The 12,761-nt window shown below is 69.6% G+C and carries 11 protein-coding genes; 10 read left to right on the top strand and 1 reads right to left on the bottom strand.

Going from position 1 to position 12,761, the window contains the following annotated elements; translation table 11 throughout:
- The first annotated feature begins 60 nt into the window (after positions 1 to 60).
- From eccCb to G6N34_RS18510, 6 genes are all read left to right on the top strand, one after another.
- Positions 61 to 3,615, top strand: coding sequence for a type VII secretion protein EccCb (gene eccCb, locus G6N34_RS18535; protein ID WP_109788305.1), 3,555 nt, complete (start codon positions 61 to 63; stop codon positions 3,613 to 3,615).
- Positions 3,612 to 4,766, top strand: coding sequence for a type VII secretion-associated protein (locus G6N34_RS18530; protein WP_085149468.1), 1,155 nt, complete (start codon positions 3,612 to 3,614; stop codon positions 4,764 to 4,766). The genes eccCb and G6N34_RS18530 overlap by 4 nt, the downstream gene beginning before the upstream one ends.
- A gap of 67 nt (positions 4,767 to 4,833) precedes the next feature.
- Complete coding sequence (locus G6N34_RS18525; protein WP_165763632.1) at positions 4,834 to 5,145, top strand: WXG100 family type VII secretion target; 312 nt, start codon at positions 4,834 to 4,836, stop codon at positions 5,143 to 5,145.
- A gap of 9 nt (positions 5,146 to 5,154) precedes the next feature.
- A complete protein-coding gene (locus G6N34_RS18520) occupies positions 5,155 to 5,451 on the top strand; it encodes a WXG100 family type VII secretion target (RefSeq protein WP_085149466.1) in 297 nt (98 codons plus the stop codon).
- 103 nt (positions 5,452 to 5,554) lie between these two features.
- Positions 5,555 to 6,844 (top strand): GAF domain-containing protein, encoded by a 1,290-nt coding sequence (locus G6N34_RS18515; protein WP_085149463.1) that lies wholly within the window; start codon positions 5,555 to 5,557, stop codon positions 6,842 to 6,844.
- A 99-nt stretch (positions 6,845 to 6,943) separates the two neighbouring features.
- The gene (locus G6N34_RS18510) at positions 6,944 to 7,876 is read left to right on the top strand and encodes an alpha/beta hydrolase (RefSeq protein ID WP_234812752.1); all 933 of its coding nucleotides are present in this window, start codon (positions 6,944 to 6,946) and stop codon (positions 7,874 to 7,876) included.
- Here G6N34_RS18510 and G6N34_RS18505 read toward each other — a convergent pair.
- Positions 7,848 to 8,387 (bottom strand): TetR/AcrR family transcriptional regulator, encoded by a 540-nt coding sequence (locus tag G6N34_RS18505; protein ID WP_234812784.1) that lies wholly within the window; start codon positions 8,385 to 8,387, stop codon positions 7,848 to 7,850. The genes G6N34_RS18510 and G6N34_RS18505 overlap by 29 nt on opposite strands.
- A gap of 160 nt (positions 8,388 to 8,547) precedes the next feature.
- Between G6N34_RS18505 and adh the strand changes: the two genes are divergently transcribed.
- The 4 genes from adh to glmM all read left to right on the top strand — a co-directional run bounded on the left by adh (position 8,548) and on the right by glmM (position 12,746).
- Positions 8,548 to 10,071: an aldehyde dehydrogenase gene (gene adh, locus G6N34_RS18500; RefSeq protein ID WP_085149457.1), complete on the top strand. Its 1,524-nt coding sequence runs from the start codon at positions 8,548 to 8,550 to the stop codon at positions 10,069 to 10,071.
- Positions 10,072 to 10,381: 310 nt separating this feature from the next.
- Positions 10,382 to 10,825: a 50S ribosomal protein L13 gene (gene rplM, locus G6N34_RS18495; protein WP_085149455.1), complete on the top strand. Its 444-nt coding sequence runs from the start codon at positions 10,382 to 10,384 to the stop codon at positions 10,823 to 10,825.
- Positions 10,826 to 10,836: 11 nt separating this feature from the next.
- The gene (rpsI, locus tag G6N34_RS18490; RefSeq protein WP_109788341.1) at positions 10,837 to 11,334 is read left to right on the top strand and encodes a 30S ribosomal protein S9; all 498 of its coding nucleotides are present in this window, start codon (positions 10,837 to 10,839) and stop codon (positions 11,332 to 11,334) included.
- Between the two features lie 74 nt (positions 11,335 to 11,408).
- On the top strand, positions 11,409 to 12,746 hold the full coding sequence (gene glmM / locus G6N34_RS18485) for a phosphoglucosamine mutase (protein ID WP_085149452.1): 1,338 nt from the start codon (positions 11,409 to 11,411) through the stop codon (positions 12,744 to 12,746).
- Positions 12,747 to 12,761 lie beyond the last annotated feature (15 nt).

The following is a 12,761-nucleotide window of genomic DNA, read 5'->3' as shown; positions in this document are numbered from 1 at the left end:
TGTGCACAGTCGTCCACAGGTGAATTGCCGCCCACGCGCGGGCTGCTTACGTTCGCTTCCGTGGTGGACCGCACAGACGACGAGCGCATCGTGGTGATCGTCGCGCCGCCCGTACTTCCGCGGGAGGTGTCCGGGCGGTGGACTCGGCTGCTGCCGTCGGTCGGTCTGCTGATCGGTGTCGCGGTGATGATCGCGCTCGGTGCCACCGGCGGGTTCGGTCAGCACGGTGCGACGTCGTTGATGTTCCCCGTGATGATGATCGGCTCGACGCTGGCCTCCCTGGCCTTCGCCTCGGGGACGTCCCGCCGGGGCGGCCTGGACCGCGAGCGCGACGATTACCTCGAGCACCTGCACCGGGTGGGTGATGAGCTGACCGCGCGCGCCGAGGCGCAGCGGGCCCACGCGCTGCGTCGACACCCGGACGTCGAAGAGCTCTGGGCCGCAGTCGGATCCGGGACGATGTGGCAGGGCGGCCCGGTGCGCATCGGTATCGGCCATGGCGCGCCGGACCACATGCCCGTACGCGGTGAGCCGCGTCAGGGCGGCGAGGTGCCCGATCCGCTCGGCGAATCCGCACTGGTGGATCTCCTGTCCCGGCACACGGTGCTCGACGGCATGCCTGTCGTCGTCGACGTGCTGGCCCACCGGGCGACGGCGGTCGCGGGCCCACCGCCGCAGGCCCGCGCGTTCCTGCGCAACATGCTCTGCCGATCGGTTCTGGCGCACGGACCGGATGCCCTCTCGGTGACCGCAGTGATCACGGCGATGACGGAGGCACAGTGGGATTGGATCAAGTGGTTGCCGCACGTAGATCAGGCGACGGTGTACGGCAGCCTCACCGCCGCTGTGGCCGCCCGCCGGGCGGGCGCACACCTCCTGATCGTGGTCGACCAGCCTGGCGTCGCCATGCAGAGCCTGCCGCCAGATGTGTCCGTGCTGACCGTCGGCCCCTGCGACGGCGCCGACACCACGGTCCAGTTGGGCGCGGACGGGGCGTGGTGGGACCCCGTCGGGGTGCCCGAACCGGATCTGATGTCCCTGGCGCATGCCCTGGCCTTCGCGCGCACGCTGGCCCCGCACGGGGGTGCACCTGTGCGCCGCGGCACCGAATGGCCGGACCTAATGGACAGCCGGCCCGAGGGCAACACGCTGTGCGTTCCCCTGGGCGTCGCCGGCTGCGGTGAACCGGTGTCCCTCGACATTCGGGAGGCGGCCGCGGGCGGCATGGGCCCGCACGGTCTGTGCATCGGTGCGACGGGCTCGGGCAAGTCGGAGTTGTTGAAGACCATCGCCCTCGGGATGGTCACCGCACACCCCTCGGAGACCCTCAACCTGATTCTCGTCGACTTCAAAGGGGGCGCGGCGTTCCTCGGCCTGGAGCGGTCCCCGCACGTCAGCGCCGTCATCACCAATCTTGCGGACGAGTCGTATCTGGTTGATCGGATGCAGGACGCGTTGACCGGGGAGATCACTCGCCGCCAGCGCCTGCTGCGCGAAGCCGGCAATCTCGCGGGTGTCGCCGACTACGCCCGGGCCCGGGCCGGCGGTGCTGCGCTGCCACCTCTTCCGTCCCTGATGGTGATCGTCGACGAGTTCGCGGAACTCCTGACCCACCACCCGGAGTTCATCGACGTGTTCGGCGCGATCGGCCGCCTCGGTCGCTCGCTGGGCATCCACCTGCTGCTGGCCAGCCAGCGCCTCGACGAGGGCAGACTGCGCGGCCTGGAATCCCATCTGTCCTATCGCATCTGCCTCAAGACGTTGTCAGCCGCGGAATCCCGGGCCGTGCTCGGTGTGGCCGACGCCTACGAACTGCCGCAGTCGCCGGGCAACGGGTTCCTCAAGGTCGGTGCCGCCGAACCGATCCGGTTCACGGCCTCCTACGTCTCCGGCCCGACGCGCGCGCCCCAACATTCGGTCGCTGAGATCTGCGGTAGGCCAGTTCTCTTCACCGTCGCGGTCGCAGAAGAGGCACCCCCGCCGCCGGTGCGTCGCAGCGTCCCGTCGGTCCTCGACGCGGCGTTGGACCGCATCGCGGGGCAGGGAGTACCAGCGCATCAGGTCTGGTTGACCCCACTGCAGCGATCACCGGCCCTGGACGCCGTGCTCGCACAGGTGCCGGCGGCCGATCTGCGGGTCCCGATCGGCATGGTGGACCGCGTCTTCGACCAGCGCCGGGTGCCGCTCACGGTGGATCTGTCCGGGTCGGCGGGCAACGTCGTTGTGATCGGTGCGCCGCAGTCCGGCAAGAGCTGCACCCTGCGAACTCTGGCCATGGCGCTGGCCGCCACGCATTCACCACGCCGAATTCAGATGTACTGCCTGGACTTCGGCGGTGGCGGGCTGGGTCCGCTGCGGGCGCTTCCTCATGTGGGAGCACTCGCGGGTCGGCGGGACACCGAACTGGCGGCGCGCACCGTGGCGGAACTGAGTGCGTTGGTGCGGAGGCGGGAGGTGTTGTTCGCCCGAGTGGGTGCCGATTCGATGGCCGAGTACCAGCGGCTTCGGCCGCAGGGCCCAGACGACGATCCCTACGGTGACGTCCTCCTGATCGTGGACGGGTGGGCGTCCCTTCGGCAGGACAACGAGGCGTTGGACGCATCGATCACCGCGCTTGCGGCCGAGGGGCTTTCGGTCGGGGTGCATGTCGTGATCGGCGCGACCAGGTGGGCCGACCTGCGGCCCGCACTGCGCGATCAGATCGGTACCCGCATCGAGCTGCGGTTGGCGGATCCTCTCGACTCGGAGATCGATCGACGGGCCGCCCGTGGTGTCCCCGTCGGCCGCCCCGGCCGCGGACTTGCCGACGACGGTATGCCTCTCACGGTGGCGCTGCCCAGGCTCGACGGACAGGGGTCGCCGACCGGACTGGCCGAGGCCACCCACCGTGCCGGGGAGCAGTTGGTGGCCTCTCATCCCGGTCTGCGCGCGCCTGCGATCAGGGTGTTGCCCACACTGGTGGAACTCGCGGATCTCGACGACCACGCCGCCGAACACACCGTCATCCTCGGCATCGACGAGACCCAATTATCCAGCGCCGTTCTCGATTTCGACCAGCAGCCACACCTGGTGATCCTCGGCGACCCCGGCTCGGGCAAGACCTCGGTGTTGCGCACCGTGGTACGGCAATTGCCCGAGACGGCGGACGTGGTCGTGGTCGATCCGCGACGCACCCTGGACCCGCCGCGGACCGTCAGGCACGCCACCACCGGCGCGCGGGTGGCCGCGGCACTTGGCGACCTGCTTCCCGACCTGCACCAGCGCATCGGCGCGGGAGGCGTCCCGCGCCGGGTGTTCCTCGTGGTCGACGACTACGACCTCGTCGCGGCGGGGGATCCGTTCTCGGTGCTGCTTCCCGTGTTGCCGCACGCACGCGACATCGGCCTGCACATGGTGATCGCGCGGCGCAGTGCCGGTGCGGGTCGCGCCCTGTACGAACCGGTGCTGGCCGCCGTGCGTGACGGGGACGCGGCGGGACTGCAGTTGAGCACCGGCGCCGACGAGGGCGCAGGGCTGGCGGCGGGACGAGCACGGCTGCTGCCGCCCGGACGAGGTGTTCTGGTCACGCGCTCCGGTGGACAGCAGATCATCCAAACAGCCTGGAGCCGAGCATGACTCGTGCCGTGGTGTGCGAGGTGGGTCCGGTGTCCGTGCGGATGCGCAGTGAAGGGCGCACGACTAAAGCGGATCCCGCGCTCACCGCGGCGGTGCTCGACCACGACGTCGACGCCCTGACAGTCCTCGGCGATAGCGTCGTGCCCACGGCCGAGGTGTGGCGACGTCTTCTCGAACCGCTGCTCGATGGCGCCGACGCGGCGACGCTGGTCCATCCCACGTGGTGGCGGCCCGCGCGGGTCGCCGTACTCGCCGAGGGCGCCGCCACCCTTGTGAGCCCGGCGGCGTGCGTCACGCGCGCGGACATGGTGACCGACGGCGGGGCCGCAATGGTGGAGATCGCACCAAGGCTCGTACTGATCCGTGGTTCCGAGGAGCCCAGCGCCCTACCGCGCCCCGTGCTGTCCGACGACAGGGCGGCCGTCGTGGCCGAGGTGGTGCGCGCAGTGCTGGACCGGCCGGGACCGGTGTGGATCGATGCTCCCGTCGATGTGCCCGGCGCGCAGGCACTCATGAATGACATCGCCGACCGCCTGGCCGGCCAGGGACGAGCCTGCCGCACCGTGGACCCACTTCGATGGGCCCCGGCCGCCGCCGAGGCCGAACAGCCCACGTCGCAGCGCCCCCGCATCGGACTTCTCGTGGCCGCAGTCACCACCGCGGTACTGCTGTCAGCAGGGGCGATCTCGTGGATCGGCACCTCGCCGCGACAGAGCGCGGCAGGGCCCACGGCGACACTCGTCGAGGGCCGCGTGACCGCCGTGATCCCACAGCACTGGACCGTCCGTCACGTCGTGACCGGGCCCGGTTCGAGACGAGTGGAGGTGATCTCGCCCGATGCGGCGGCGGTCCTGCACGTGACGCAGGCCCCGGTGCCAGGGCGCGGGATCGCCGAGGTCGCCACGGATCTGTGGACGTCGCTCGACGCGCAGTCGCCCGGCGTCTTCGTCGACTTCAATCCGCGGGATCAGCGGGGCGGGCGCCACGTCGTCAGCTACCGGGAACAGCGCGATGGCCGGGACATCCGCTGGCTGGTGCTCGTCGACGGCGACACCCGGATCGGGATCGGCTGCCAGAGCCGTCGCGGCGCCGAGCAGGACGTGGCGCAGGCGTGCGACGACGCGGTGCGAACGGCGCGCGAGATCCGCTGATGTGGAACCGATTCAGGTGCAGCACCGTCCAATGATCAACAGCTGGAAAAGGAAGAGGAGAGAACCGATGACGGACACCCTGTCCACAGATTTCGTGTTGATGGCCAAAGCCGCGGCCGCCACCGACGCTCGCGGAGCCGAGGTCCGTGCGCTGCTGCAGACCTTTCTTTCGCGCATGACCTCGGTGCCGCCGTCGGTCTGGAGTGGGCCCGCGGCCACGGTGTTCCAGGACGCCGTGGGGCGCTGGGGCGCGGAATCGAACCGGCTGTGCGGCGCGCTGGACGGCATCGCCGCGACCATCCGGGCCAACGAGCAGTCGCTGCGTGAGGCCGCCGACACCCACGCCCGCCACCTCGGCTCCGCGGTCGCGGACCTGTAGGGCGACGCCATGGACCCGGTGCTGTCCTATCAGTTCGGAGAGATCGAGGCGGGGGTGCGGCGCGAGATCCACGCCACCGCAACGCAGTTGAATGCGCTGCTGGACGACCTCAAGGCCGCGATCGCCCCGCTGCAGGAGGTGTGGACGCGAGACGCGGCGGCCGCCTACCGCGTCGAACAGACCCGGTGGAACCGCGCCGCGACCGCTCTCAACGACATCCTCGTCCGCCTCGGCAACGCGGTGCGGGACGGAACCGCCGCCGTTGCGGACGCCGATCGGCACGCGGCCACCACCTGGTACCGGTAGCCGCGGCATCAGACCGCTGCGCGGCCCCGGCCGGAAGGAGAGCCAGCCGGGGCCGCGCAGACGCCGTACATGCCCCGTGGCATCCGGCGTATCGTCAACGCACGTGAGCTCGGCGGACAAGACAGCACGAAGCGACCCCTCGCGGGCGCGCGCTGTCCGGACGGCGCACGAGAAGTTTCTGGCTGGGGAGGTCGGGGCGGCCGATCTCGAGATCGTGCGCCCGCTGATCGCGCAGAGTTGGCAGCGCAGCCTGGCCAAGGGAGTCGATCCCAACATCGGCGGCGCACGCGAGTCGTCGGCTGCCCAGCACATCGCCGACATGCGGGACCGGCATCCGCTGGCCCCGGCGCTGCCGGTGATCCGTCGCCTCCTGGTCGAGGACGCCATGGAGTCCGGCGCATTGGTGGCTGTGACGTCGGCCGACGGCACCCTGCTGTGGGTCGAAGGCGACGCGGTCGCGCAGCGCAAGGCCGAGCAGATGAACTTCGTGCCCGGTGCGGACTGGAGTGAACGCGGAGCGGGCACCAACGCGCCCGGCACCGCGCTGGCGTTGGACCGCGAACTGCAGATCCACGGCTCCGAGCACTTCTCCCGCATTGTGCAGCCGTGGAGTTGCACGGCCGCCCCCGTGCATGACCCAGACAGCGGTGCGCTGCTCGGGGCGATCGACCTGACTGGGGGAGTGCAGATCGCCTCGCCGCAGACGCTGGCGCTGGTGCGCGCGACGGCCGTCGCGGTGGAGAACCATCTGGCGCTGCTGAGGCTGACCGGTGCGGCGCCCGAACCTGCCGAACCCCAGCCGCACCTGGTGGTCCTCGGCGCCGATCGCCCGCGCTGGGTCGTCACCGATGAGTTCGGGCACCTGCGCGCATCGCAGTTGACCGGCAGGCACGCCGACATCCTGGTGCTGCTGAGCCGCCACCCCGAGGGGCTCAGCGCCGATCACCTGGCGCTGCTGCTCGACGACAAGGACCTCGACGTCGTCACCGTGCGCGCCGAGATGTCCCGGCTGCGCAAGGTGATCGGCAGCCCGCAGTTGGGGTCTCGGCCCTACCGGCTCACGCTGCCCATCACCACCGACGTCGGCGAGGTCTTCGCGGCCCTGGACGCCGGTGACGTCGACGCTGCCCTGGCGCGCTACCAGGGCCCGCTGCTGCCCCAGTCGGCATCGCCGGCGATCGCCCGGCTGCGCACGCAGTTGTCGGCAACGCTGCGCGCCGCGGTGCTGGCCGAGGCAGCGGAGCAGCCCCAGCTCCTGCGGCGGTGGCTCGATCTGCCCGAAGGCCGCGACGACCGCGACGGCTGGGAAGCGCTGCACCGCAGCGCCCCCGACACCGCCAGCCGCGCACAGGCCGGCGGTCACCTGGCCGGCATCGACTTCGCGCTCGGTTGAGAAAACCTGAGCAGTCCTCGCCACACGCGCCCTGACCTGCGCGGAATGGACACCTGAAAGCGAGTTGTCAGCACCGCGGCGGGCACCCACGATCGAGTCATGACCAGCGACATGAACAGCGTGATCGACCGGTACGCGGCCTTCCTGCCCGCCGCGCGTCGGGCGCCGACGGCGGCACCGCACTCGACGTGGATGCCCTGGCGTGGCCGCCGCGTCCACATCGCCCGCGGGGGTGACCCGACGGCCCCGGTGCGCGGCATTCTGGTGCACGGCGGCGGCGGGTACTCGGCGGCACTGTGGCCGCTGGCGGGTCTCGTGGCCGCCGAGGGCGTCGAGGTGCTGGCCCCGGATCTGCCCCTGTACGGCTACACCGAAGAACCCCGACCGGGTGCCGTCCGGTATTCGGACTGGGTCCACCTGATGTGCGACATCATCGAGGCCGAACGCCGACGGGACCCACGCCCGATCATCCTGTTCGGCGCGAGCATGGGCGGCATGCTGGCCTACGAGGCGGCCGCCCGCACGGGTGGGGTGGCGGCCGTGCTCGCGACGTCTCTGCTGGACACCGAGGACCCAGCGGTGCGCGAGGCCGTGGCCCGGTTCCCCGGCGGCAGGTTCAGTGATGTTGCGTTGCGTGCGATCAGTCCGGTGGTGGGGTCGGTGCGGGTGCCTATCCGCTGGCTGGCCGACATGTCCGCGATGAGCGGTGACCCCGGCCTGGCCACGCTGTGTGCGTCAGATCCGCGCGGCGGCGGTGCGCGGGTGCCCTTGGGATTCCTGTCGAGTTGGCTGAACTTTGGGCACACGCCGCCGGAGCGGTATCGGGGCGCGCCGGTGACCCTGGTCGCCCCGGCCGCCGACGCCTGGACCCCACCCGAGGTGAGCCTTCGTTTCCTGCAACGCATCTCGGTGACAACCGCAACGGTGATGCTGGAGAACTGCGGGCACTACCCGATCGAGGAGCCTGGTCTGACGCAGCTCGCCGAGGCGGGGCGGGAGACGGTCAGGGCCGTTCTGGAGCAAGCTGGGTGACCGTGCGGCACAACTGCTCGACGGCGTCGTCGCCGTAGCCGGTCCTGGTCAGCACTCGATGCAACTGCGCGTCGACCGCGGCGACGAGAGTCCGGGCGAGCTGGTCGGGGTCGTCGCCGCCGCGCTCACAACGCTTGAGGTGGAAGGCCACCTCACCGCAGAGTCTGTCCTCGAAGTCCTGCAGTTCCTCGATGTCAGCACTGGTCGTGGTCAGTCGGTGAAGCAGGGCATGCAACGCCGGGCGGTCGCGGTGCAGGTCGACGAGTTCGGTCAGGACGCACGCCATGGTCTCGTCGAACGCGGGCGCCTCGGTGCGCAACCGGTCGAACAGCGAGGTCAACCGCCGCTCCCCGTCACGCACATGGCGGGCCGCGATGGCCCGCAGCAGGGCGTGTTTGTCGGGGAAGTACTGGTAGAGGGTGCCGATCGAGACTCCGGCACGTTCGGCGATGCGGTTGGTGGTGGCGGACAGCCCCTCCCGCGAGAACACCTGCGCGGCCGCCTCCACCAGGACGTCCAGGGTCTCCCGGGACCGCGCCTGGCGAGGTGTTCTGCGTGGGGCGTTGATGATCTGCAGATTCTGCAGCGATGACTATGACCGTTGCAACCGTGGTGCAACCCTCACGCTTCTAGGTTGAGTGACAACCGACACATTTTGAGAGGTTGCAACCATGACTGTCTACGCACGTCCCGGCACCGACGGCGCCCTGATGTCGTTCGACGCCCGCTACGACAACTACATCGGCGGCGAGTGGGTGGCGCCGAGCGCGGGCCGCTACTTCGAGAACCGCACGCCGGTCACGGGTGAGGTGTTCTGCGAGGTCGCGCGGTCGGACGAGTCCGACATCGAGAAGGCGCTCGACGCCGCGCACGCCGCCGCGCCCGCCTGGGGCAAGACATCCGCGTCCGAGCGGGCCATCGTCCTCAACAAGATCGCCGACCGCATCGAGGAGAACCTCGAGGCGATCGCACTGGCGGAGTCCTGGGACAACGGCAAGCCGATCCGCGAGACGCTCAACGCCGACATTCCGCTGGCCGTGGACCACTTCCGGTACTTCGCCGGTGCGATCCGCGCGCAGGAGGGCTCGCTGAGCGAGATCGACGGCGACACCGTCGCGTACCACTTCCACGAGCCGCTCGGTGTGGTCGGGCAGATCATCCCGTGGAACTTCCCGATCCTGATGGCCGTCTGGAAGCTGGCTCCCGCGCTGGCCGCGGGCAACGCGATCGTGCTCAAGCCCGCCGAGCAGACCCCGGCCTCGGTGCTGTACCTGTTCTCGGTCATCGGGGACCTGCTGCCCGCCGGTGTGGTCAACATCGTCAACGGGTTCGGCGTCGAGGCGGGCAAGCCGCTGGCGTCGAGCAACCGCATCGCCAAGATCGCCTTCACCGGTGAGACCACCACGGGCCGGCTGATCATGCAGTACGCCAGCCAGAACCTGATCCCGGTCACCCTGGAGCTGGGCGGCAAGAGCCCCAACATCTTCTTCAACGACGTGCTGGCCGCCAACGACGACTACCAGGACAAGGCGCTCGAGGGCTTCACGATGTTCGCCCTCAACCAGGGTGAAGTGTGCACCTGCCCGTCGCGCTCCCTGATCCAGGCCGACATCTACGACGAGTTCCTGGCGATGGCCGCGATCCGCACCAAGGCCGTGCGCCAGGGCGACCCGCTGGACACCGAGACCATGATCGGCGCGCAGGCCTCCAACGACCAGCTCGAGAAGATCCTGTCCTACATCGAGATCGGCAAGAGCGAAGGCGCGCAGCTCATCACCGGTGGCGAGCGTGCCGACCTCGGTGGCGACCTCAACGGCGGCTACTACGTCGCGCCGACGATCTTCACGGGCCACAACAAGATGCGGATCTTCCAGGAGGAGATCTTCGGTCCCGTCGTCGCGGTGACGTCCTTCAAGGACTACGACGACGCGATGAACCTGGCCAACGACACCCTGTACGGCCTGGGCGCCGGCGTGTGGAGCCGCGACGGCAACACCGCCTACCGCGCCGGACGCGACATCAAGGCCGGCCGCGTGTGGACCAACTGCTACCACCAGTACCCCGCGCACGCCGCGTTCGGTGGATACAAGCAGTCCGGCATCGGGCGGGAGAACCACCTGATGATGCTCGACCACTACCAGCAGACGAAGAACCTGCTGGTCAGTTACTCCAACAAGGCTCAGGGCTTCTTCTGAGCCCCACCTGACCGCGAGTGGGCTGGAGTCGGCGCCTGCTCGCTGAGCGGGGAGTGTTTGGCCCCCCGAAACACAGCCGCACGCGACCCCCGGGCTTCGGCCCGGGGGTCGTCTCATTCTCCCCAGCAGAGGCGTTTTGACCTGCGCTGATGACACCGGGTAAGCTCCTCCGTTGGTGTGCGGCTGCCCTGCTCAGGGCGGCGAGTCCCGGGTCAATGTCGGTCGCCGGGGATTGCTCGTGTCGCTCGCACCAGACCGGCGCCCGGTGAGAACCCGGGATCAACCCGAGAAGAAATCAAGAGGTAGAGCTGTGCCTACGTACACGCCTAAGGCGGGTGACACCACGCGTGAGTGGTACGTCATCGACGCCCAGGACGTGGTGCTCGGCCGCCTTGCCGTCGCGGCAGCCACCCTGCTGCGCGGCAAGCACAAGCCGACGTTCACGCCCAATGTCGACGGCGGTGACTTCGTCATCATCGTCAACGCAGAAAAGATCGCCGTCAGCGGCGACAAGCTGACCAACAAGTTTGCCTACAGCCACTCGGGTTATCCCGGCGGCCTGCGCAAGCGCAGCATCGGTGAGCTGCTGGAGAAGCACCCGACCCGCGTCGTTGAGAACGCGGTCATCGGCATGCTGCCCCACACCAAGCTCGGTCGGCAGATCCAGAAGAAGCTGAAGGTCTACGCGGGTCCCGATCATCCGCACGCGGCCCAGCAGCCGGTGAAGTACGAGATCAAGCAGGTGAGCCAGTGACCGAGATCGATGTGACCGAAGAGACCACTGAAGCCCCCGAGGCTGTCGAAGCCCCCGAGGCTGTCGAGGTTATTGACGTGGAAGTCGTTGACGAGACCGCTCCCCGCGAGCCCGTCTACATCGACCGCCCGATCCAGACCGTCGGCCGCCGCAAGGAGGCCGTCGTCCGCGTCCGCCTGGTGCCCGGCACCGGCAAGTTCAACCTGGATGGCCGGACCCTGGAGAACTACTTCCCGAACAAGGTTCACCAGCAGCTGATCAAGGCTCCGCTGGTGACCGTGGATCGGGTGGACGCCTTCGACATCTACGCCCACCTCGATGGTGGAGGCCCCTCGGGTCAGGCTGGCGCGTTGCGCCTGGCCATCGCCCGTGCCCTCATCCTGGTGACGCCCGAGGATCGCCCCGCCCTGAAGAAGGCCGGCTTCCTCACGCGTGACCCGCGTGCCATCGAGCGCAAGAAGTACGGCCTCAAGAAGGCCCGCAAGGCGCCGCAGTACAGCAAGCGCTGATCGTTGCTGTTGGTGGGGCGGGCGTGTCGCACACTTCGACACGCCCGCCTCCGGCGTTTCATGGAGAGGTGTGCATGGGTCGACTGTTCGGCACCGATGGTGTCCGAGGACTCGCCAACCGCGATCTGACTGCCGAACTGGCACTCGCGTTGGGTTCTGCCGCGGCGCGGCAACTGGCCCGAAGCGGGCCCGCCCGGCGTCGCGTGGCGGTGGTGGGGCGGGATCCCCGCGCCAGCGGCGAGATGCTCGAAGCCGCGGTGATCGCGGGTCTGACCAGCGAAGGTGTCGACGCCCTTCGCGTCGGTGTACTGCCCACCCCGGCGGTCGCCTACCTGACGAACGCCTATGACGCTGACTTCGGCGTGATGATCTCCGCCTCGCACAACCCCATGCCGGACAACGGCATCAAGATCTTCGGCCCCGGTGGCCACAAACTCGACGACGACACCGAGGACCGCATCACCGAACTCGTCGCTGCGGGTCCGGGAGAGCGCCCCGTCGGCGCCGGCATCGGCCGGATCGTCGACGCCGAGGACGCCCTGGAACGCTATCTGCTCCATGTGGCCAAGGCCGCGACCACTCGTCTGGACGGCCTGACCGTTGTCGTCGACTGCGCCAACGGCGCCGCGTCCGTCGCCGCCCCCGCCGCCTACCGCGCCGCGGGTGCGAATGTGGTGGCCATCAGCGCGGCCCCGGACGGGCTCAACATCAACGACGGCTGCGGCTCCACACACCTCGACGGTCTGCGGGCCGCGGTCCTCGCGCACGGTGCCGACCTCGGCCTGGCCCACGACGGCGACGCGGACCGGTGCCTGGCCGTCGACGCCACGGGCGCGGTGATCGACGGCGACGCGATCATGGTGGTGCTCGCCCTGGCCATGCAGGAGGCCGACGAACTCGCGTCGAACACCCTGGTCGCCACCGTGATGAGCAACCTGGGTCTGCATCTGGCCATGCGGGAGGCCGGTATCTCCGTCCGCACCACGGCGGTCGGTGACCGCTATGTGCTGGAGGAACTGCGCGCCGGGGAGTTCACCCTCGGTGGTGAGCAGTCCGGGCACATCGTGCTCCCCGCGTTCGGCACCACGGGCGACGGCATCGTCACGGGCCTGCGGGTGATGTCCCGGATGGCCCAGACCGGGCGGCCGCTGAGCGATCTGGTCGCGACCATGCGCACACTTCCGCAGGTGCTGATCAACGTCGCTGTCGCGGACAAGGCCACCGTGGCGCAGGCGCCCGAGGTGCAGACGGCAGTGCGTGAGGCCGAACTCGAGCTCGGCGACACCGGACGAATCCTGTTGCGCCCGTCGGGAACCGAGCAGTTGGTGCGGGTCATGGTGGAGGCCGCCGACGAGGACACCGCGAGCCTGGTGGCCGCGCGCGTGGCCGAGGCGGTCAGCAGAGCGCAGTAGATCCGGGGAACCGGA

The sequence above is a fragment of the Mycolicibacterium confluentis genome, from assembly GCF_010729895.1.
Lineage (GTDB): Bacteria > Actinomycetota > Actinomycetes > Mycobacteriales > Mycobacteriaceae > Mycobacterium > Mycobacterium confluentis.
The sequence above is the reverse complement of the archived record's forward strand: the minus strand, read 5'-3'. Positions and strand labels throughout refer to the sequence as shown.

What these genes read in the sequence shown, in the direction of transcription:
- G6N34_RS18510 (WP_234812752.1), top strand. Translation starts at nt 6,944, where the DNA reads ATGACCAGCGACATGAACAGCGTGATCGACCGGTACGCGGCCTTCCTG.
- G6N34_RS18525 (WP_165763632.1), top strand. Translation starts at nt 4,834, where the DNA reads ATGACGGACACCCTGTCCACAGATTTCGTGTTGATGGCCAAAGCCGCG.
- glmM (WP_085149452.1), top strand. Translation starts at nt 11,409, where the DNA reads ATGGGTCGACTGTTCGGCACCGATGGTGTCCGAGGACTCGCCAACCGC.
- G6N34_RS18520 (WP_085149466.1), top strand. Translation starts at nt 5,155, where the DNA reads ATGGACCCGGTGCTGTCCTATCAGTTCGGAGAGATCGAGGCGGGGGTG.
- adh (WP_085149457.1), top strand. Translation starts at nt 8,548, where the DNA reads ATGACTGTCTACGCACGTCCCGGCACCGACGGCGCCCTGATGTCGTTC.
- G6N34_RS18530 (WP_085149468.1), top strand. Translation starts at nt 3,612, where the DNA reads ATGACTCGTGCCGTGGTGTGCGAGGTGGGTCCGGTGTCCGTGCGGATG.